Source organism: Lentzea sp. CA-135723, from assembly GCF_050936595.1.
Lineage (GTDB): Bacteria > Actinomycetota > Actinomycetes > Mycobacteriales > Pseudonocardiaceae > Lentzea.
Window position 1 is genome coordinate 6,452,881 of record NZ_JBNJMK010000001.1, and the last position, 19,429, is coordinate 6,472,309.

Here is a 19,429-nt window from a genome sequence, read left to right on the forward strand (position 1 = left end):
ATGGCACGATGAACAGGTTATGGCCCGTTCAGAAGTTGTCGTCGACCTCGGCGCGCTGCGGCACAACGTCGCCCTGCTCGCCGGTCTAGCGCCGTCCTCCGACACGATGGCCGTCGTCAAGGCGGACGGCTACGGGCACGGCGCTGTTCAGGTCGCCCGCGCGGCACTGGAAGCCGGTGCCACCTGGCTCGGTTCGTGCAGCACGGAGGAAGCCCTCGCGTTGCGGCGAGCGGGCATCCAGGCGCCGATCCTGGCCTGGCTGGACGCGCCCGACGAGGACCTGGCGGCCGGACTGGCTGCCGACGTCGACATGTCCGTGGCCTCGCTGTCCGACCTGCGCCGGGTCGAGGCGGCCGCGGAGGAGGCCGACGCCCGGCCGCGGCTGCACCTGAAGATCGACACCGGCCTCAGTCGCAACGGGTGCCAGCCGCAGGACTGGCCCGAGTTGGTCGAGCAGGCCCGCAGGCACGAGGTCGTGGCCATCTGGTCGCACCTGGCCTCGGCCGACGAGATCGGCGACCCGTCGATCGACCTGCAGGCCAAGCGGTTCGACGAGGCGTACGAGGTGGCGAGAGCGGCCGGGCTCGACCCGTTGCGGCACATCGCCAACTCGGCGGCGTTGCTGACCAGGCCCGACCTGCACTTCGACCTGGTGCGGCCCGGCATCGCGATGTACGGGCTGAACCCCGTGCCGACGGACCACGACCTGCGGCCCGTCATGAGCTACCGGTCGCACGTGGCGCTCACGAAACGTATCCCCGCCGGCGAGTCGGTCTCCTACGGGATGACATGGACCGCGGCGAAGGACACGACGCTGGCGCTGGTGCCGGCCGGGTATGCGGACGGTGTCCCGCGCGCGCTCTCCGGACGGATGGAAGTGCTGCTCGCGGGGAGGCGCCGGCCGGTGGTCGGGCGTGTCTGCATGGACCAGATCGTGGTGAACTGCGAGGACGACGAGGTGCCGGAGGGTGCCGAGGTCGTGTTGTTCGGCGACGGGAGCCGGGGGGAACCGACGGCGACGGAGTGGGCGGAGCTGACCGGGACGATCGACTACGAGATCGTCTGCGGGATGTACCGGCCGCGGGTGCGGAGGATCTACACGTGAAGCCGGTGTGGAAGGTCGTCGGGTGGGTCGGCGGTGCCGTCGGCGCTGTCGTGGCGGGTGCCGCCGTGGCGCAGACCGCGAAGGTCTCGCACGAGCGCAAGACCGCGACGGACAGCCTCGCCGACGAGCCGCTGGGGCAGCTCAGGCCCGATCGCGAGTCGACGGTGGCAGCCGAGGACGGGGTGCCGATCTCCGTCGAGGAGGCCGACCCCGGTGACGGCGGCGAGCCGGACATCACGGTCGTGCTGGTGCACGGGTTCGCGCTGGACCGGCGGTGCTGGCACTTCCAGCGGCGCGACCTGGCCGAGCTGATCGACCCGCGCGTGCACCAGGTGCTGTACGACCAGCGCAGTCACGGGCGGTCCGGGCGGTCGTCGCCGGAGAACAGCACGATCGAACAGCTCGCGCTGGACCTCGACTCGGTGATCCGCAGCGTGGTGCCGGAGGGGCCGCTGGTGCTCGTCGGGCACTCCATGGGCGGCATGACGATCATGGCGCTGGCCGAGAAGCAGCCGGAGCTGTTCGAGGAACGGGTGCGGGGCGTCGCGTTGATCGGCACCGCTGCCGGAGCCGTGGGTGGCGCGGGGCTGCCGAAGTCCGTGCTGTCGCGGTACAACCCGGTGACGCTGGGCGTCGGACGGCTCGCGGGCGTGCAGCCCGGGCTGGTCGAGTGGGTGCGCAAGAGCGCCAAAAGCCTTACCTGGAGCGGCATCCGCATGGGGGCGTTCGGCGACCGCAAGGTGGCTCCGTCCCTTGTGGACCTGATGGAGCAGATGATCAACGGGACGACGGTGAAGGTGCTCACCGAGTTCCTGGAGACCCTCGGCACGCACGACCGCTACAAGGCGCTGGCGGGTCTGCGGCACTGCGAGGTGCTGATCCTGAGCGGCGACGCGGACAAGCTCACGCCGTTCTCGCACGCCGAGCGGATGGCCGAGGAGATGCCGCACGCCACCCTCGTCCGGGCCCCCGGTGCCGGGCACATGGTGATGATGGAGCAGGCTGATCTCGTCAACGACCACCTGGTCGCGCTCGTCGAACGCTGCGCGACCGATCGCGGAGAGAGTCGGAAGAAGTGGTGGCGCCGAGCGTGAAGACCGTCGAACTGCCGTTGGTGGAGGACACCGAGGAGTTCGGCCGCAAGCTGGGTGAACTCGTGCGCGCGGGTGACCTCCTGCTGCTCGCCGGGCCGTTGGGCGCCGGCAAGACGGCGTTCGTGCGCGGCCTCGCGCGCGGCATGGGCGTGCAGGGCAGGGTGTCGTCGCCGACGTTCGTCGTCGCGCGCGTGCACGAACCGGCCGAGGGCCGCGGCGTGCGGCTCGTGCACGTCGACGCGTACCGGCTCGGGGGTCACCTGGACGAGCTGGACGACCTCGACCTGGACACCGATCTCGTCGACGCCGTGGTCGCCGTCGAGTGGGGCGAGGGCGTCGCGGAACGGCTGAACGATGATCATCTGCTGATCCGCCTCGAACGCGGAACCGACGACGTTCGCACAGCTCAGCTCATCCCGCACGGCGAGTGGGCCGGTCGTGACCTTCCTGTGTGACGATCTCTGCCGCATGGGGTGACGTCCATTAAGGACAGAGCGTGACGGGCCGATGAGAGTCGCATGATCAAGAAGACGCTCTTCGCAACCGCAGTCATCGGTGGCGCGCTGCTCGCGGCCGCTGCTCCCGCTTCCGCCGGCGAGCACGACCGCTCCGGCGGCATCAGCGTTGCCGACAACCTCTGCGCCGCGCCGTGGCAGTGGAACGGCCCGTTCTCGCTGCTGCACGAGGGTCACGCGCCCGGCTACGCCGCGTGCAACGACAACCACGCCGCCGGTGGTCACGGCATCAGCGTGCTGAACAACGCCTGCGTCGCGCCGTGGCAGTGGAACGGCCCGCTCGAGATCTTCACGGTCGACCACTCGCCGTCCTACGTCGCCTGCAACGGCAACTCGGCTGGCTGATCGACGGACGTCAGCGGACGGCCGTTCGAGCCCGTCGGCCGTCCGCTGGCAGTCCTCTTAGGACAGCTCCTTCTTGAGGACCTTGCCCATCTCGTTGCGCGGCAAGGCCTTCAGGTAACGCACGACTCGCGGCCTCTTGTGCGGCGAGAGCAGTTTCGCGACGTGGTCGCTCAGTGCCGATGGTTCCGGCGCTTCGCCCGCTGGAACCACCCAGGCCACGATCCGCTCGCCCAGGTCGTCGTCCGGCTCGCCCGTCACCGCCACCTCGGCCACCGACGGATGCTCGAGCAGCACGTTCTCGATCTCGCCCGCGCCGATCTTGTAGCCGCCGCTCTTGATCAGGTCCGTGGCCCGCCGCCCCACGATGCGGATGTACCCGTCGGGGTCGCGCACCGCCATGTCGCCGGTCCTGAACCACCCGTCCCGGAACGCCGCCTCGGTCGCGTCGGGACGGTTGAGGTACTCCAGGAACAGGTTCGGCCCGCGCACCTCGATCTCGCCGATGGCGTCCCCCGCGTCGTGGCCCTGCTCGTCCACCACCCGGACCTCGACGCCGTCCACCGGCAGCCCGACCGCGCCGGGCCTGCGGTCGCCGTCGAACCGGACGCTGACGTTCATCAGCGTCTCGCTCATGCCGTACCGCTCGACGATGCCCTGCCCGGTGGCCTTCGCGATGCGCGCGTGGTCGCCGGCCGGAAGAGCCGCACTTCCGGACACCAGCAGCCGTGCCTTGCCGAACTGCTCGGCGAGCGCCGCGTCGTTCTCCACGGCCTCGGCGATGCGGTGGTACATCGTCGGAACGCCGAACATCATCGTGGCGCCGGTCGCGAGCTCGTGGCCGATGGCCTCTGGCGAGAACTTCACGTGCCGCACCGAGCCGCCGAGCCGCAGCGGTCCCAGGACGCCGATGCCCAGGCCGTGCACGTGGAACAACGGCAGGCCGTGCACCAGCACGTCGTCGGCGGTCCACTGCCACGCCTTCGAGAGCGCGTCGATGTTCGAGGTCAGCGCCCGGCGGGGCAGCACCACGCCCTTGGGCGGACCGGTCGTGCCCGAGGTGTAGATGACCAGGGCCGGGGTCTCCGTGCCGTGCTCGTCGAACGTCCCGGGCACGCCGAGTTCCAGCGGCTCGTCGCGAAGCACCAGGTCGGGCTGGCTGTCGCCGAGGATGTGGTCGAGTTCGCGCTCGCCGAGCTTGGGGTTGAGCGGCACGATCGCCACGCCCGCCAGCAGCCCGGCGACGACCGACACGCACGTCTCCAGCGTCGAGGTCGCCCAGACGGCGACCCGCGTGTGGCCGCGCAACCGTTCCGCCAAGGTGCCCGCGGCCTGGTGGAGCTCGGCGTACGTCAGAGACCTCTCGCCGAAGCGCAGGGCTTCGCGGTCACTCGGTTCAGCGAACATCCCCACAGCGTCCAACGGCGCCCTAGAGGACGCATCGGAAGTGTGGGTTCAGACACTGTGTTTGATTGCCCCTGCTGCGCAGATGGCGACGAGGTCGTCGGGGTGTCGGTCATCCGGCCGCCGCTTGCCGCCGAATCGCCTCCGGCGGTTGACAGCAAGAGGCGACCGGATGACCGACACGACCTCGTACTACTCTGGACAATCGTGCTAGTGCTCGCCGTCGACACGGCCACCCCCGCAGTCACCGCCGGTGTGGTCGAACTCGCGCCAGACTCCCCGCCGCGCCTGCTCGCGAAGCGGGTGACGCTCAACGCCAAGGCGCACGGCGAGCTGCTCACCCCGCACATCAGCGACGCCCTCGCGGAGGCCGGCAGGACCTACGCCGACCTCGACGCCATCGTCGTCGGCGCGGGCCCCGGTCCGTTCACCGGCCTGCGGGTCGGTCTCGCCACCGCCGCCGCGCTCGGCCAGGCGCTCAACCGCCCGGTCTACCCGGTCGCCACCACCGACGCGATCGCCAAGGACGCCGCCACCGGCCACCCGCTGCTGGTCGCGACGGACGCGCGGCGCAAGGAGGTCTACTGGGCCGCCTACGACGCCGCCGGTCGCCGCACGGACGGGCCGCACGTCGAACGCCCGCAGGACCTCGCCGAGAAGCTGCCGCAGCTGGGCGTGCACCAGGCGACGGGCGAGGGTGCCGAGATCTACGCCGAGGTGCTGAACCTCGAAGTCCTCGACGCCAAGCACCCGAGCCCTGAGGGCCTGGTCGCCGCCGCGGCCGCCGAGGTGCTCGCGAAGGCGCGGCCCGCCGCCCTCACCCCGCTCTACCTGCGCCGGCCCGACGCCGTCGAGCCCACCGGGCGCAAGCGGGTGACCAGGGCATGACCACCGGCACCGTCACGCTCGCGCCCTTGCGGCACGCCGACGTGCCCAGGTGCCACGAGATCGAGCTGGCGTTGTTCCCCGGCGACGACCCGTGGAGCGAGAACGCGTTCCACAGCGAGCTCGACAACGGCAACTACTACGTGGGCGCGCACGCCGACGGTGAGCTGATCGGGTACGCCGGGCTGGCGTCCAGCCCCTACGAGGCCAGCGTGCACACCATCGCGGTCGTGACGTACTGGCAGGGCAAGGGCGTCGGCAAGAAGCTCCTGCAGGACCTGCTCGCGCGGGTCGACGAGATCGGCGTGCCGGTGTTCCTCGAGGTGAGGACCGACAACGAGCCCGCGATCGCGATGTACCTGGCGCACGGCTTCGAGCACCTCGGCCTGCGCCGCCGCTACTACCAGCCGTCGGGTGCCGACGCGTACACGATGGGAAGGCCTGCCCGAAATGTCTGACCGCTTGATCCTGGGCATCGAGAGCTCGTGCGACGAGACGGGCTTCGGCATCGTCCGCCTCGGCCCGGACGGCTCGCTCGAACTGCTCGCCGACGAGGTCGCCTCGAGCGTCGAGGAGCACGCCCGCTTCGGCGGCGTCGTGCCGGAGGTCGCCTCGCGCGCCCACCTCGAAGCGCTGGTCCCGACCATGCGCCGCGCGCTCGACACCGCGAAGGTCGAGCTCTCGCAGATCCACTCCATCGCCGTCACCGCCGGCCCCGGTCTCGCCGGCGCGCTGCTGGTCGGCGTGTCCGCCGCCAAGGCGTACGCGGCCGCGCTCGGCAAGCCGCTCTACGGCGTGAACCACCTCGCGGGCCACGTCGCCGCGGACACGTTGCAGCACGGCGCGTTGCCGGACCGCTGCCTCGCGCTGCTGGTCTCCGGCGGCCACTCGCAGCTGCTGCTGATCGAGGGCGGTCTCGCCAACTCGATCACCGAGATCGGCTCCACCGTGGACGACGCGGCCGGCGAGGCCTACGACAAGGTCGCGCGGCTGCTCGACCTGCCGTACCCCGGCGGCCCGCCCATCGACAAGCTCGCCAAGCAGGGCAACGGGTGCGCGATCGCGTTCCCGCGCGGCCTCACCGGCCCGCGCGACGCGAAGTACGACTTCTCGTTCTCCGGCCTCAAGACCTCGGTGGCCCGCTGGGTCGAACGCGCCGAGCGGGCAGGCGAGGAGATCCCGCTGGCCGACGTCGCCGCGTCGTTCCAGGAGGCCGTCGCGGACGTGCTGACCGCCAAGGCGATCCGCGCCGCGAAGGACCTGGACGTCGGCACGCTGGTGATCTCCGGCGGCGTCGCGGCGAACTCGCGGCTGAGCGGGCTCGCCGCCGAACGCTGTGCCGAGGCGGGCATCGAACTGCGCGTGCCACGCCCACGGCTGTGCACCGACAACGGCGCGATGATCGCGGCGCTCGGCGCCCACCTCGTCGCGGCGGGCGCCAAGCCGTCCTCGATGGACCTGTCGACCAACCCGGGCCTGCCGGTCAACACGGTCCAGATCTTCTAGACGCTCTGCAGCCCGGGGTTCCTGTCCTCGATGATGAAGCTCGCCTTCGTCGTGACGGGAGCTCCTGGCTTCGACACGTAGTCGATGCCCCGGAAGTCCGCGCGCACCTCACGGGCCGTGAAGCGCGTACGCACGTACCCGCGCCTGTTGTTGTAGTACTTCACGTGCGGGTTCTCGGCGAGCAGAGCCGGAGTCTCCGCACGGACCTCCGAGCCGTCACCGCCGGACGTGATCGACGTCGACACCAACTCCGTCGCGACCGTGCGCGAGGCCGGGTCGTTCCAGCGTTCCTTCACCTCGGCCGCCCACGCCGCGTGCACGTCACCGGTGAGCACGACGGTGTTGCGCGTCTTCGAGAACCCTGCGGCCACACGGTCGCGGTTGGCGGCATAGCCGTCCCACGCGTCCATGTTGTTGGACTCGCCGGCACCGGGCGTGAAGTCGAGCTGCGAGAAGAACACCTGCTGCCCCAACACGTCCCAACGGGCGTGCGACCTCTTCAGACCGTCGAGCAGCCACTTCTCTTGTGCCGCACCAGTGATCGTGCGCGTCGGCTCCAGCCGTTCAGGACACGTCTTCAGACCATCGCCGCACGCCTGGTCGTCGCGGTACTGGCGGGTGTCGAGCATGTGGAAGTTCGCGAGCCCGCCCCACTGCAGCCGCCGGTACAGCTGGAGGTCGATGCCGGACGGCTTGGACCGGATCGGCATGTTCTCGTAGTAGGCCTGGAACGCCGCCGCCCGCCGCGCCAGGAAGTTCGGCTGCGGGACGTCCGGCTTCTCGTAGACCTCGTCGGCCCAGTTGTTGTCGACCTCGTGGTCGTCCCAGACCACGGCCCAGGGCGCTACGGCGTGCGCTTCCTGGAGATCGAGGTCGGTCTTGTACTGCGCGTGCCGCTGCCGGTAGTTGGCGAGCGTCTCGGTCTCCGGGCCCTCGTGGTCGCGCGGGTTGCCGCCGGGCGCCACGTACGCGCCCTTCGTGTACTCGTACTGGTAGTCGCCGAGGTGCAGCACCAGGTCCGGCTGGTCCTCGGCCATCCGCCGGTACGCGGTGAAGTAGCCGTGCTCGAACTGCGAGCAGGAGGCGAACGCCATCGTGAGCCCGCTGCCCAACGCCCAGGGCGGCAGCGCTGTGCGCGTGCGGCCCACACGCGACACATGGCCGTCGGCCTTGAACCGGTAGAAGTACTCGTGACCAGGCAGAAGTCCGCGCACGTCCACGTGCACGCTGTGGCCGTACTCGGGCCGTGCGTACGCGGAACCGCGCCGCACGACCAGACGGAACCTCTCGTCCCGTGCGATCTCCCACTTCACCTCGATCGTCCTGGACGGCATGCCGCCCATGCCGTCCTCCGCGAGAGGGGTGGGTGCCAGGCGGGTCCACAGGACCACGCCGTCGAAGGTCGGGTCGCCGGATGCGACGCCCAGGGTGAACGGGTCGGTCAGGCGATCCGACCCCGCGCCGACGGTGGTGAGCGCAAGTCCCCCGATGAGGAGAGCGCGTCGCGTCACTCGTGTCATGGCCTCGACCCTCACGCACCGCGGTGGCTGTGAGGTGAACGCAGGTCTACAGCCGGTGAAGGCCTGGGCTGCGACACTTCTGGAGACTGGGCGCGTTCCAGGCCTTCACAGGTCCAGCTCCGCTAGGCCCTGTGAAGGCCTGGAACGCGGTCCTCCACCGCGAACGATGCCTTCGTGCGGATGGGCGAACCCGGACGCGTCACGTAGTCCAACCCGCGGAAGTCCGTGCGCAACTCATCGGGCGTGAACCTCGCAAGCGTGTAACCGCGCCGGTTGTTGAAGTACTTCACGTGCGGGTTCTCGCGCAGCCACAGCGGTGTCTCGGCGTACTCCTCCGACCCGTCCCCACCGGCCGTGATCGAGGTCGTCACCAACTCCGTCGCCAGCGTCTTCGACGACGGGTCGTCCCAGCGCTCCTTCACGTCCGCGCCCCACGCCGCGTGCACGTCCCCGGTCAGCACGATCGGGTTCCGCACGTCCGCGAACCCCGCCACCACCCGGTCGCGGTCGGCGACGTAGCCGTCCCACGCGTCCAGCAGGAACTTGTCGACCTCGCCCGGGATGTAGTCGTACTGCGAGAAGAACACCTGCTGGCCGAGCACGTCCCAGCGCGCCTGCGACTCCCGGAAGCCGGTGAACAGCCACTCCTCCTGCGCGGCGCCCAGCATCGTGCGGTCCGGCTCCAGCCGTTCGGGGCAGAGCTGGAGGCCGTCCCCGCAGGCCTGGTCGGTCCGGTACTGGCGGGTGTCGAGCATGTGGAACGTCGCGAGCCCGCCCCACCGGATCCGCCGGTACAGCCTTGATGACCTGCGCAAAGGCATGTTCTCGTAGTACGCCTGGATCGCGGCGGCGCGGCGGGCGGGGAAGTTCGGCTGCGGCTTGTCCGGCAGCAGGCCCGCCCAGTTGTTGTCGACCTCGTGGTCGTCCCAGACCACCGCCCACGGCGCCGCGGCGTGCGCGGCCTGCAGGTCGGGGTCGGTCTTGTACTGGGCCTGGCGGCGGCGGTAGTCCGCGAGGGACACGGTGGTCGGGCCGTCGACCCGCCGGACGTTGCCCTGCGGCGCCACGTGGATGCCGCTCTCGTACTCGTAGGTGTAGTCGCCGAGGTGCAGGATCAGGTCGGGCTCGTCCTCGGCCATGCGCTGGTAGGCCGTGAAGTAGCCGTGCTCGAACTGCGCGCACGACGCGAAGGCCATCGTCAGCGGTACCTGCAACACGCCCGGAGGAGGTGCCGTGCGCGTACGTCCGGCGCGAGAGAGGTGGTTGAGGGCCTTGAAGCGGTAGTAGTACTCGCGGCCGGACTCCAACCCGCTCAGTTCGACGTGGACGCTGTGCGCGTCCTCCGGTCGAGCGGTGGTGGAGCCGCGTTGCACGATCCGGGTGAATCGTTCGTCGTCGGCGACCTGCCACTCGACCTCGACCGGATGTGCCGGCATGCCGCCCAGGCCGTCCTCGGCGAGCGGTTGCGGAGCCAGCCGCGTCCACAGGACCACCCCGTCGGGTGCCGGGTCGCCGGAGGCCACACCCAGCGTGAACGGGTCGCTCGGACGCGCCGAAGCCGTGACCGAGAACGCTGTGACCCCGGCCACGCCCGCGAGCAGCAGCGTTCGGCGCGTCAACGTGGACATGCCCTGAATACGGCTCCCGGAGGGTGATCGGTTCGGGGGTCTCGTTGAAGGCTTGGCACTCTCGTGGGTAGAGTGCCAACTGCACGGCACCAGCACCGCCCCGACCCCCGCGACGGCGGGGTGGCAGGAGCCGTTGAACACGAACCTGCCAAAGACCCGTGGAGGTCATCCCGGTGAGCGTGAACATCAAGCCGCTTGAGGACAAGATCGTTGTCCAGGCCTCGGAGGCCGAGACGACCACTGCCTCCGGCCTCGTGATCCCGGACACCGCGAAGGAGAAGCCCCAGGAGGGCAAGGTCCTCGCGGTGGGTCCCGGCCGCATCGACGACAAGGGCAACCGCGTCCCGCTGGACGTGGCTGTCGGCGACGTCGTCATCTACTCGAAGTACGGCGGCACCGAGGTCAAGTACAACGGCGAGGAGTACCTCATCCTCTCCGCGCGCGACGTGCTGGCCGTCGTCAACTAGACGCAGCGGCTGTCATGCCTGACGCCCCGGCGCCCCATCCGGGGACTCCGGGGCGTTTCGCTTTCCCGCGGCTCACCCGCGGCTCAATTGAGGATTGGTAATGGCAAAGCAGATCAGCTTCGACGAGGACGCTCGTCGGGCGCTCGAGCGCGGCGTGAACAAGCTCGCCGACACGGTCAAGGTCACCCTTGGCCCGCGTGGGCGCCACGTCGTTCTCGACAAGAAGTTCGGTGGCCCGACGGTCACCAACGACGGTGTGACGATCGCGCGCGAGATCGAGCTGGACGACCCGTTCGAGAACCTCGGCGCGCAGCTCGCCAAGTCGGTCGCCACCAAGACCAACGACGTCGCGGGTGACGGCACCACCACCGCCACCGTGCTGGCGCAGGCGCTGGTCAAGGAAGGCCTGCGCAACATCGCCGCGGGCGCCAACCCGACCGCGCTCGGCCGTGGCATCCAGGCCGCCGCCGACGCCGTCGTGGACGCGCTCAAGGGCAAGGCCACCCCGGTCAAGGGCCGCGAGAACATCGCGCAGGTCGGCACGGTCTCGTCGCGTGACGAGTCCATCGGCGCCCTGCTCGGCGAGGCCATCGAGCGCGTCGGCGAGGACGGTGTCATCACCGTCGAGGAGTCGTCCACGCTCGCGACCGAGCTCGCGATCACCGAGGGCGTGCAGTTCGACAAGGGCTACGTGTCGACGCACTTCTCGACCGACCTCGAGGCGCAGGAGGCCGTCTACGAAGACGTCCGCATCCTGCTGCACCGCGAGAAGATCTCGGCGCTCGCCGACGTCCTCCCGATCCTCGAGAAGGTCGCGGAGTCCGGCAAGCCGCTGCTGATCATCGCCGAGGACGTCGAGGGCGAGGCCCTGTCCACGCTGGTCGTCAACGCGGTGCGCAAGACCCTGAAGGTCGTCGCCGTGAAGGCGCCGTTCTTCGGCGACCGCCGCAAGGCGTTCCTGGACGACCTCGCGGTCGTCACCGGCGGCGAGGTGGTCTCCTCGGAGATCGGCCTCAAGCTCGCCGAGACCACGCTCGACCAGCTGGGCTCCGCCCGCCGCGTCGTCGTGACCAAGGACGACACCACGATCGTCGACGGCGGCGGCACCAAGGCCGACATCGCCGGCCGCGCGGAGCAGCTGCGCCGCGAGATCGAGAACACGGACTCCGACTGGGACCGCGAGAAGCTCCAGGAGCGCCTCGCGAAGCTCTCCGGCGGCATCGCCGTGATCAAGGTCGGCGCCGCCACCGAGACCGAGCTCAAGGAGCGCAAGCACCGCATCGAGGACGCGGTCGCCGCCACCAAGGCCGCGGTCGAGGAGGGCATCGTCCCCGGCGGTGGCTCCGCTCTCGTGCACGGCTCCAAGGTGCTCGACGGCGGCCTCGGCCTGACCGGTGACGAGGCCACGGGTGTCGCGCTCGTCGCGAAGGCCCTGTCCGCGCCGCTGTTCTGGATCGCCGCCAACGCGGGCCTCGAAGGCGCCGTCGTGGTGAACAAGGTCTGCGAGGGCGAGTGGGGCTTCGGCATCAACGCCGCCAAGCTGGAGTTCGGCGACCTGCTCGAGCAGGGCATCATCGACCCGGTCAAGGTCACGCGTTCCGCCGTGGCGAACGCCGCCTCGATCGCGCGCATGGTGCTCACGACCGAGAGCGCCGTCGTCGAGAAGAAGGCCGACGAGCCGCTGTCGTCCGCCGCCGGTGGCCACGGCCACGGGCACGGACACGGGCACTGAGTTCGTCTGTCCCGCCTCCGGCGGGACGGCGAGTTCGCCGGGAAGCCGGTCGTCCGGCCGACTCGCTCGTGCCGAAATGGGCTCCGCCGATTTCGGCACGAGCGGGTGACCGGACGACCGGCGCGAACTCGCGACTTGGGTTCTCGCTCCCACGAGTCAGCCCACGGCCCCGGCTCCGGCCCGGCTCTGAGGTTCGAGCTCAAATAAACCGGCTCGGCGCCATTCGTTTGGTGCCGAGCCGGTTTTATTTGTTCAGACTATTGCCAATTGCCGCTTTCGTGCCTTGATGATGTGGTCGCGCTCCGATTCCGAGAGCCCGCCCCAGATTCCGTACGGTTCCTGCACCGCCAAAGCGTGTTTGCGGCACATCTCCAGCACCGGGCAGGCGAGGCAGACAGCTTTGGCGCGAGCTTCCCGCCGTGCTCTCGCCGGACCCCGTTCGCCGTCGGGGTGGAAGAAGAACGCGCTGTCCATGCCCCGGCACGAACCGCGCATCTGCCAGTCCCACAGATCTGCGTTGGGACCGGGGAGCCTTCGGGTGTCCGCCATCGAGACCGCCTCCGTGACGACTGCTCCATTCGGCTTAACGATGATCCACCGTAGAACCGCGTCAAAACTTGTTCAAGAGGCTGAAGACCCTTATCAACTGATGGGTGACGGCACGCGTGTTCGATCACTCACCGCCCGGAGTTGCCGCCCGGATGAGGTGAACGGAACATGGCTCTCGTGATGACACCGCAGGAGCACAGATCTGCCGGGAGTCACACGGCTGAGCCCCTTCTCTCAGTGGCCGCGGTGGCCAGGCGACTCGGCGTGGCTCCCGCCACCCTGCGCACCTGGGACCGCCGTTACGGACTCGGTCCGACGGGCCACACCGTTGGGCGGCACCGGAAATACGGCCCACCGGATGTGGCCAGGCTCGAATTGATGCAACGCGCTCTTCTGCGTGGCGCGTCCTCCGCGGAGGCGGCTCGTTTCGCTCTCGACTCGAAATCGTCGATGACCCACGGGGAGGTCCCTGTCGCCCCATCGGGTGGACGTGGCCTGAAAATGCCCGGAGCGTCTCGATTGGCGCGCGGACTGGGCCGCGCCGCGGTCGCGATGGACTCGATCTCCGTCCAGCAGATGCTGGCCGACTCGCTCGCCTCCGAGGGCGTCGTCGCCACCTGGAACGAGGTCGTCCGCCCCGTCCTGACGGCCGTCGCCGCCCGCTGGCAGCTCTCCGGCGCGGGCGTCGAGGTCGAGCACCTCCTGAACGAGTGCGTGCTCGCCGCGTTCGTGCGCGCCACACCGCTCGTGACGAACGGGCGCAACCATCGGCCCGTGCTGCTCGCCTGCATGCCGGAGGAGAGGCACAACCTCCCTCTCTACCCGCTGGCCGCCGAACTGGCCGTGCGAGGAGTGGTCGTGCGTCAACTGGGGGCGGCCCTGCCGTCGGCGGCTCTGGTCTCGGCGGTGCGCAGGACCGCACCGTCCGCCGTGGTGCTGTGGGCGCAGCTGCCCCGCTACGCCGACGCGGGGGTGATCGCCGCGCTGCCCAGGACGCGGCAGCAGGTGCGGGTGTTCGTCGGCGGGCCGGGCTGGCGGCGCGGGGTCGTCACCTCGCCCGCCGAACGCGTGGAGGACCTCGCTGCCGCCGCGGACGCCGTCGAAGCAGCCGTCACCTGACCGGGCACCCACCCTTCGTCCCTCAGGAGGGCGGGCACACTCCTTACGTGAAGGAAGAGGACCTGCGCCGCGCCGCGTTCGGCGACTCACCCGACCTCGACGTCTGGTCCGCGCTCTCCGCGGCCGGCTCCAGGGCCCGCTGGCTCGCCGCGGTCGTGCTGGGCGGGCAAGGCCACTACGCCGCTGCCGCCACCGCGTTGGACGCGCTCCGTCACGACCCCGACCAGGTGATCGCTTCCCTCGCCCTCTCGACTCGCGCGTCCCACCTCCGTCAGGTAGGCGCCCACCACCTCGCCCGCCCGCTGGACGGCGCCGCCCTCGCCAAGGCCCCGCAGGCAGGGCAGGACGACCCGGACGGTGTCGACGCGGCCGGTGCCAGAGCCGACGCGCTGCTCGGTCTCGCCGCCGACTCGCTCGGCGCCCAACGCCTGCACGAGGCCCGCAGGTTGCTCACACGGGTTGAGACGCGGTCGTGGCGCGGCGAGGTCCGCAAGGGCTGGGTGACCGCGGAGATCGAGCTGGCGTCGGGCCGCGCGGCCGAGGCCGTCGCACCCGCCGAGGCCGCCCACGGGACCGCGACGAGCAGGAAGGCGCTGCGGCACGAGCTCAAGTCGGCACTCGTTCTGGGCACCTCGTTGGTCGTGTGGGGGACACCCGACGGCCTGAACCGCGGGCTTGAACTAGTCGAGTGTGAGCTAAATCACAGCGCCGAAAAACGTTTGAAACCGTTGATCTGGCCGAGCGCTCTCGTCCTGGCCGGCCATGCCTCCACGGTGGGCGCAACGGCCATCGACCGGGCGACTGAGGCTCTGAGCTGCGTGTTACGGAGAGCTGATGCCGTCAGTCGTCGGGTCGCCCTTGATTCCCCGTGGGTGCCGAGTGGGCTGCTCCGTTCCGGGGAACCCCCGAACGCAGACCCTCAGATGAACTTCTTGACGGATTAAGCACCGGATCGTGTCAAGGTCCGGCCTCCAGCGTCCGATAGGGGAGATGGAACGTCACTCGGCTGCAGGAAAGGAGTCCCCGTGACCACGGTCCTTATTTGCGACGACCGGCGCAGTGTGCGGGAGGGTCTCACCCGCGTGATGTCGGCTGTCCCCGGGGTTAGCCGCATCGACTGCGTAGCGCACGGTGACGAGTTGTTGGCTCGCTTTTCAAGGCAGCCGGTCGACGTCGTGCTGGTGGGAACCCAGCGCGCTGTCCCGACCGGGGTGGAAGCAACCCGTCGGCTCGTCTCCGCGAACCCGCAGGCAAACGTCATCGTCTTCGGCGCACCCGACGACGCCGGGAGCATCGCCGCGGCGATCGCCGGTGGTGCCCGTGGCTACCTGAGGTGGGACGCGTCGCGCCCCGAGCTTGTGGCAGCCCTCGCGCACACGCTCGCCAGCACCTCGGTGCCGGCGCCTCGTCAGCCCTCCGACCCCGGCGTGCAGCTCACGGAGCGTGAGCTCCAGGTGCTGCGAGGCATGAGCCAGGGCAAGAGCAACGGCCAGATCGGCCGCGAGCTCTACCTGTCGGAGGACACGGTGAAGACGCACGCTCGTCGTCTCTTCCGCAAGCTCGGTGTCCGTGACCGCGCTCAGGCGGTCGCGCACGGCTTCCGGCGAGGCCTCGTCCAGTAGGTAGCTCTTGCCGCACCGGCCCCGCGTCCTCATATGCCGCATGTGGGGAAGCGGGGCCGGTGGCGTGAGACGGACCACTCGTTCAACTGGTGATCCTTCAGGTCGCGGAATTAGCCCAGCCCGGTGACAATGTCGCCGGGCTGTCAGCCGTTCGGCGTGTCCGCTGGTCACTAGGGGTGTCCATAGCCCCCTGATGAACAGAAGGCCTGAAGACCGGTACGGTGAGCTTGCTGCAACGAGTCGCTGTGAGTGACTCGTGCTGTTTCATGTCGGTACGCCAACAAGTAACACCAGGGCTGTTGTCTGCGATGACCAACTTGGGGGACGGACTGGACGCCGAAGTGGGCGCGGCCGTCGACGGCGACCGTGCCGCGATCGAACGCCTGTTGGCATCCATTCGTCCTCTTGTGGTGCGGTACTGCCGCGCCAGAGTTGGCAGGCAGGAGCGGAGCTTCGCTTCGGCGGACGATGTGGCCCAGGAGGTGTGTCTCGCGGTGCTCACGGCATTGCCCAGCTACCGCGACCAGGGTCGGCCCTTCCTCGCGTTCGTCTACGGGATCGCGGCGCACAAGGTCGCCGATGCACATCGGTCCGCCGCCAGGAACCGCTCGGAGCCGGTTCCCGAAGTCCCCGACGCGCCGGAAACCGAAGCTGGTCCGGAACAGCGGGCGATGCAGGGCGAACTCTCCGACCGGATGGCCGTCTTGCTGCGCGTCCTGCCGGAGAAGCAGCGGGAGATCCTGCTGTTGAGGGTGGTGGTCGGGCTTTCCGCCGAGGAAACTGCCGAGGCGGTCGGTTCGACTCCGGGTGCGGTCCGGGTGGCGCAACACCGTGCGCTCGCTCGGCTGCGCAAGTCGCTGGCAGCGGAGGAGGTGGTCTGAGTGGCCGACGAACACGGAAAGGACGACGAGGAAGTGCGCGGACAGGACGATAGAGCCCCGCACGAACCCGTCGCCGACGATCTTTCGGCTGTACAGGCCGATGACAAGCTGCTGGACGCGCTGGGGTCCGCGACTCCAGGCGCGACCGGCTCGCTGGTCGACGACGAGCTGAACGCGTTGCTGCTCGCATGGCGCAACGAGGTGGAGACCGAGCCCTTCGGCGAACTGGTCGACACCGACACCGCCATCGCGACGATCCAGGCTGCCCGCCCGCAGCCGGTCAGCAGGCACCGCTTCCTGATCCCGCTGGCGAGCGCCGCCGCGGTCCTGGCCATCGCCTTCACCGGCGTGAGCCTCGTGGCCCGCGACGCCCAGCCCGGCGACACGCTCTGGGGCCTCACGCGAGTGCTCTACTCCGAGCACGCGAAGTCGATCGAAGCGGCCGCCATCATCAACGGCGACCTCGACGCGGCCCGTCTCGCCCTGCGCGAGGGCAAGGTCAACGAGGCCCGCGAGAAGCTGAACAAGGTCGAGGCGAGCCTCGGCTCGGTCTCGACGGCGGACGGCAAGGCGCAGCTCGAGGAGAAGCACAAGGAGCTGGAGAAGCAGCTCGGCACGGACACCTCGACCGCGCCGACGCCCTCGACCCCGCCGTCGTCGACGAAGCCGACCAAGCCGTCGAAGCCCTCGTCGACGCCGTCCACGCCGTCGACGGAGCCCTCGGTCACCACGCCGTCCGTCCCGCCGTCGTCCGAGACCCCGGCACCGCCGACCTCGAACGGCGAGGAGAACCCGCCGCCGCCTCCGCCGCCGGACCCCGATCCCGGCACGGGCTCGACCGGCACCGGCACGAACGGTGAGGCCACCGGCCAGTCGGTCAGCGGCTCCAACTGAGACGCAGTGTGAACGGCCCCTGATCCTTCGAGGTCAGGGGCCGTTCACATGCTCGGGCGTTCACACGTCAGGTGGAATGTGACCGGAGGGGCTCGTGAGATGTCTCTCAGCGGGTCCGCACCGTCAGCGAGCGGACTCCGTCGCCGTCACGCCGTCCGCGTAGCCGCGGCAGTACTCCCAGCTGACGTACGAGCCGGGGTCCGGGTCGAACGCCGGCTCGTGCGGGCGCATCCGGCCGTCGGCGAGCAGCTGCTCCAGTGAGGCTCGTAACAACGCCCAGTCGTGGTAGTGCGGCTCCTGGCACTCGCCGCAGTCCACGACGATGCCTCTGACGCCGCGATGTTCGAGCAACGCCTGGTAGACGGCGAGGTCGCTCAGGTCGCTGACCAGCTCCGTCCGTTCGTCGTCGTCCATCGGGGGATGGTCGTGGTGGGGCTCGCCCAGGGAGAGTGCGGGGTCTTCCGGGTCGCCCTCGAAGGGGTCTGGTGGCAACGCGTCGTGCGGCACGACCCCGCACGGTACCCGCCGTACCCCCTCGGTCGTCCAGATACCATGGGTCGCACCGCCTCCGCCTGCGGAAACCACGCTCGCAGGAGGGGGAGCAGACCGCACGACGGAAGGCATGCCACCCGCTATGACCAGCGAGCTCAACGCTGACGGAGTCCCGGCCAAGTTCGCGATGCTGGGGCTGACCTTCGACGACGTGCTCCTGCTGCCTGCCGAGTCGGACGTCGTCCCCAGTGGCGTCGACACGAGCACCAGGATCTCGCGCAACATCACCCTCAAGATTCCGCTGGCCAGCGCCGCGATGGACACGGTGACCGAGGGCCGGATGGCGATCTCGATGGCTCGGCAGGGCGGCATCGGCGTGCTGCACCGCAACCTGAGCATCGAGGACCAGGCCCGCCAGGCCGAGACCGTGAAGCGGTCGGAGGCCGGCATGGTCACCGACCCGGTCACCTGCTCGCCCGACGCCACGCTGGCCGAGGTGGACGCGCTGTGCGCCCGCTACCGCATCTCCGGCGTCCCGGTCACCGACGAGAACAACCGCCTCGTCGGCATCATCACGAACCGCGACATGCGCTTCGAGCTCGACCACAGCAAGCGCGTCGTCGAGGTCATGACCAAGGGCCCGCTGATCACCGCGCAGGTCGGCGTCTCGGCGGAGGCCGCGCTCGGCCTGCTGCGCCGCCACAAGGTCGAGAAGCTGCCGATCGTCGACGGCGACGGCAAGCTCAAGGGCCTGATCACGGTCAAGGACTTCGTCAAGACCGAGCAGTACCCGATGGCCACCAAGGACCCGGACGGCCGCCTGCTGTGCGCCGCCGCGGTCGGTGTGGGCGAGGACTCGTTCGTCCGCGCGATGACGCTCGCCGAGGCCGGCGTCGACGTGCTGATGGTCGACACGGCGCACGGCCACTCGCGCGGCGTGCTGGAGATGGTCGCCCGCATCAAGAAGGAGCTCGGTGACTCGGCGGACGTCGTCGGCGGCAACGTCGCGACGCGCGCGGGCGCCCAGGCGCTGGTCGACGCGGGCGCGGACGGCGTGAAGGTCGGCGTCGGCCCCGGCTCGATCTGCACCACGCGCGTCGTCGCGGGTGTCGGCGTGCCGCAGATCTCCGCGATCTACGAGGCGTCGCTCGCCTGCAACCCGGCCGGCGTGCCGGTGATCGGTGACGGCGGCATCCAGTACTCCGGCGACATCGCGAAGGCCATCGCGGCCGGCGCGTCCGCCGTGATGCTCGGGTCGCTGCTCGCGGGCACCCAGGAGGCGCCCGGCGACCTGATCCTGGTCAACGGCAAGCAGTTCAAGACCTACCGCGGCATGGGTTCGCTCGCGGCCATGCAGTCGCGCGGCGAGAACAAGTCGTTCTCGAAGGACCGCTACTTCCAGGACGACGTCCTCAACGAGGACAAGCTCGTGCCGGAGGGCATCGAGGGCCGCACGCCGTTCCGCGGCCCGCTGTCGCAGGTCGTGCACCAGCTCAACGGTGGTCTGCGCGCGGCGATGGGCTACACGGGGTCCCGCACGATCACGGAGCTGCAGGACGCGCAGCTCGTGCGGATCACGGCGGCGGGCCTCAAGGAGTCGCACCCGCACGACATCACGATGACCGTCGAGGCCCCGAACTACACCACCCGTTAGGGTGTTCCGGCTGGTTGAAA

Annotated in this window: 20 protein-coding genes and 1 pseudogene; 16 read left to right on the forward strand and 5 right to left on the reverse strand. The window is 69.9% G+C overall.

Annotated elements, in window-relative coordinates; all coding sequences use genetic code 11:
• Positions 1-19: 19 nt before the first annotated feature.
• From alr to ACQEU1_RS30140, 4 genes are all read left to right on the forward strand, one after another.
• The gene (gene alr / locus ACQEU1_RS30125) at positions 20-1,105 is read left to right on the forward strand and encodes an alanine racemase (protein WP_433208865.1); all 1,086 of its coding nucleotides are present in this window, start codon (positions 20-22) and stop codon (positions 1,103-1,105) included.
• The gene (locus ACQEU1_RS30130; protein ID WP_433208868.1) at positions 1,102-2,199 is read left to right on the forward strand and encodes an alpha/beta fold hydrolase; all 1,098 of its coding nucleotides are present in this window, start codon (positions 1,102-1,104) and stop codon (positions 2,197-2,199) included. The genes alr and ACQEU1_RS30130 overlap by 4 nt, the downstream gene beginning before the upstream one ends.
• Positions 2,196-2,654 (forward strand): tRNA (adenosine(37)-N6)-threonylcarbamoyltransferase complex ATPase subunit type 1 TsaE, encoded by a 459-nt coding sequence (tsaE, locus tag ACQEU1_RS30135; RefSeq protein ID WP_433208871.1) that lies wholly within the window; start codon positions 2,196-2,198, stop codon positions 2,652-2,654. The genes ACQEU1_RS30130 and tsaE overlap by 4 nt, the downstream gene beginning before the upstream one ends.
• A 63-nt stretch (positions 2,655-2,717) precedes the next feature.
• Complete coding sequence (locus ACQEU1_RS30140) at positions 2,718-3,059, forward strand: hypothetical protein (RefSeq protein ID WP_394615373.1); 342 nt, start codon at positions 2,718-2,720, stop codon at positions 3,057-3,059.
• A gap of 57 nt (positions 3,060-3,116) precedes the next feature.
• Here the strand turns inward: ACQEU1_RS30140 and ACQEU1_RS30145 are convergent, their stop codons facing one another.
• A complete protein-coding gene (locus tag ACQEU1_RS30145) occupies positions 3,117-4,463 on the reverse strand; it encodes an acyl-CoA synthetase (RefSeq protein ID WP_433208874.1) in 1,347 nt (448 codons plus the stop codon).
• A 204-nt stretch (positions 4,464-4,667) separates the two neighbouring features.
• On the opposite strand from ACQEU1_RS30145, the gene tsaB reads away from it, so the two are divergent.
• Genes tsaB through tsaD form a run of 3 tightly spaced genes read left to right on the forward strand, consistent with a single transcriptional unit; the run spans position 4,668 to position 6,851 of the window.
• Positions 4,668-5,348 carry a tRNA (adenosine(37)-N6)-threonylcarbamoyltransferase complex dimerization subunit type 1 TsaB gene (gene tsaB, locus ACQEU1_RS30150; protein ID WP_433208877.1) on the forward strand — a complete coding sequence of 227 codons (681 nt, stop codon included), beginning with the start codon at positions 4,668-4,670 and terminating at the stop codon, positions 5,346-5,348.
• Entirely contained in the window at positions 5,345-5,803 is a 459-nt protein-coding gene (rimI, locus tag ACQEU1_RS30155; RefSeq protein WP_433208880.1) for a ribosomal protein S18-alanine N-acetyltransferase, read from the forward strand. The genes tsaB and rimI overlap by 4 nt, the downstream gene beginning before the upstream one ends.
• Positions 5,796-6,851, forward strand: a complete 1,056-nt coding sequence (gene tsaD / locus ACQEU1_RS30160; RefSeq protein ID WP_433208883.1) for a tRNA (adenosine(37)-N6)-threonylcarbamoyltransferase complex transferase subunit TsaD — start codon at positions 5,796-5,798, stop codon at positions 6,849-6,851. The genes rimI and tsaD overlap by 8 nt, the downstream gene beginning before the upstream one ends.
• Here tsaD and ACQEU1_RS30165 read toward each other — a convergent pair.
• Both ACQEU1_RS30165 and ACQEU1_RS30170 read right to left on the reverse strand, forming a co-directional pair.
• On the reverse strand, positions 6,848-8,371 hold the full coding sequence (locus tag ACQEU1_RS30165; RefSeq protein ID WP_433208886.1) for an alkaline phosphatase D family protein: 1,524 nt from the start codon (positions 8,369-8,371) through the stop codon (positions 6,848-6,850). The genes tsaD and ACQEU1_RS30165 overlap by 4 nt on opposite strands.
• A gap of 122 nt (positions 8,372-8,493) precedes the next feature.
• A complete protein-coding gene (locus ACQEU1_RS30170) occupies positions 8,494-9,999 on the reverse strand; it encodes an alkaline phosphatase D family protein (RefSeq protein WP_433208889.1) in 1,506 nt (501 codons plus the stop codon).
• A 173-nt stretch (positions 10,000-10,172) separates the two neighbouring features.
• Between ACQEU1_RS30170 and groES the strand changes: the two genes are divergently transcribed.
• Positions 10,173-10,466, forward strand: a complete 294-nt coding sequence (gene groES, locus ACQEU1_RS30175) for a co-chaperone GroES (RefSeq protein WP_030478362.1) — start codon at positions 10,173-10,175, stop codon at positions 10,464-10,466.
• A 100-nt stretch (positions 10,467-10,566) separates the two neighbouring features.
• Complete coding sequence (gene groL / locus ACQEU1_RS30180; RefSeq protein WP_433208893.1) at positions 10,567-12,198, forward strand: chaperonin GroEL; 1,632 nt, start codon at positions 10,567-10,569, stop codon at positions 12,196-12,198.
• 252 nt (positions 12,199-12,450) lie between these two features.
• Here groL and ACQEU1_RS30185 read toward each other — a convergent pair whose 3' ends face one another.
• Positions 12,451-12,747 carry a WhiB family transcriptional regulator gene (locus tag ACQEU1_RS30185; RefSeq protein WP_089915132.1) on the reverse strand — a complete coding sequence of 99 codons (297 nt, stop codon included), beginning with the start codon at positions 12,745-12,747 and terminating at the stop codon, positions 12,451-12,453.
• Between the two features lie 180 nt (positions 12,748-12,927).
• Between ACQEU1_RS30185 and ACQEU1_RS30190 the strand changes: the two are divergent.
• The 6 genes and pseudogenes from ACQEU1_RS30190 to ACQEU1_RS30215 all read left to right on the forward strand — a co-directional run.
• Positions 12,928-13,161 (forward strand): annotated as a pseudogene (locus ACQEU1_RS30190) (MerR family transcriptional regulator); the annotation flags it as partial.
• 105 nt (positions 13,162-13,266) lie between these two features.
• On the forward strand, positions 13,267-13,866 hold the full coding sequence (locus tag ACQEU1_RS30195; protein ID WP_433212020.1) for a hypothetical protein: 600 nt from the start codon (positions 13,267-13,269) through the stop codon (positions 13,864-13,866).
• A 47-nt stretch (positions 13,867-13,913) separates the two neighbouring features.
• The gene (locus ACQEU1_RS30200) at positions 13,914-14,810 is read left to right on the forward strand and encodes a hypothetical protein (protein ID WP_433208897.1); all 897 of its coding nucleotides are present in this window, start codon (positions 13,914-13,916) and stop codon (positions 14,808-14,810) included.
• Between the two features lie 81 nt (positions 14,811-14,891).
• Entirely contained in the window at positions 14,892-15,488 is a 597-nt protein-coding gene (locus ACQEU1_RS30205; RefSeq protein WP_030471988.1) for a response regulator transcription factor, read from the forward strand.
• A gap of 308 nt (positions 15,489-15,796) precedes the next feature.
• Complete coding sequence (locus ACQEU1_RS30210) at positions 15,797-16,369, forward strand: sigma-70 family RNA polymerase sigma factor (protein WP_319967421.1); 573 nt, start codon at positions 15,797-15,799, stop codon at positions 16,367-16,369.
• Positions 16,370-17,263 carry an anti-sigma-D factor RsdA gene (locus ACQEU1_RS30215; protein ID WP_433208901.1) on the forward strand — a complete coding sequence of 298 codons (894 nt, stop codon included), beginning with the start codon at positions 16,370-16,372 and terminating at the stop codon, positions 17,261-17,263.
• Positions 17,264-17,386: 123 nt separating this feature from the next.
• Here the strand turns inward: ACQEU1_RS30215 and ACQEU1_RS30220 are convergent, their stop codons facing one another.
• Positions 17,387-17,770, reverse strand: coding sequence for a DUF5319 domain-containing protein (locus ACQEU1_RS30220; RefSeq protein WP_285643156.1), 384 nt, complete (start codon positions 17,768-17,770; stop codon positions 17,387-17,389).
• Positions 17,771-17,897: 127 nt separating this feature from the next.
• On the opposite strand from ACQEU1_RS30220, the gene guaB reads away from it, so the two are divergent.
• Complete coding sequence (gene guaB / locus ACQEU1_RS30225; protein ID WP_433208904.1) at positions 17,898-19,409, forward strand: IMP dehydrogenase; 1,512 nt, start codon at positions 17,898-17,900, stop codon at positions 19,407-19,409.
• Positions 19,410-19,429 lie beyond the last annotated feature (20 nt).